Origin of the sequence: Staphylococcus pasteuri, from assembly GCF_003970495.1 — a bacterium.
Classification (GTDB): domain Bacteria; phylum Bacillota; class Bacilli; order Staphylococcales; family Staphylococcaceae; genus Staphylococcus; species Staphylococcus pasteuri.
In genome coordinates this window covers 1-527 of the sequence record NZ_RXWW01000050.1, presented here as the reverse complement: position 1 = coordinate 527, position 527 = coordinate 1, and the positions used below count along the sequence as shown (strand labels likewise).

1 protein-coding gene is annotated in these 527 nt (G+C 52.4%); it reads left to right on the top strand.

The window, feature by feature from the left end; translation table 11 throughout:
• Positions 1–527: hypothetical protein (locus CD121_RS07520; protein WP_185817754.1), on the top strand; the 527-nt coding region annotated here is incomplete at both ends.

The following is a 527-nucleotide window of genomic DNA, read 5'->3' as shown; positions in this document are numbered from 1 at the left end:
GATGCGGACTCAGACTCCGACGCAGATAGCGATGCAGACTCAGATTCAGATGCGGATAGCGATGCAGACTCAGACTCCGATGCAGACAGTGATGCGGACTCAGACTCAGATGCGGACAGCGATGCAGACTCAGATTCAGATGCAGACAGTGATGCGGACTCAGACTCAGACGCAGATAGCGATGCGGATTCCGATTCAGACGCGGATAGCGATGCGGATTCAGACTCAGATGCGGATAGCGATGCAGACTCAGACTCAGATGCAGACAGTGATGCGGATTCAGACTCAGATGCAGATAGCGATGCAGACTCAGATTCTGATGCAGATAGCGATGCAGATTCAGATTCAGATGCCGATAGTGATGCGGATTCAGACTCAGATGCAGACAGTGATGCGGACTCAGATTCAGATGCCGATAGTGATGCGGATTCAGACTCAGATGCCGACAGCGATGCAGACTCAGATTCTGACGCAGATAGCGATGCGGACTCAGACTCAGATGCCGACAGCGATGCAGACTCAGATTC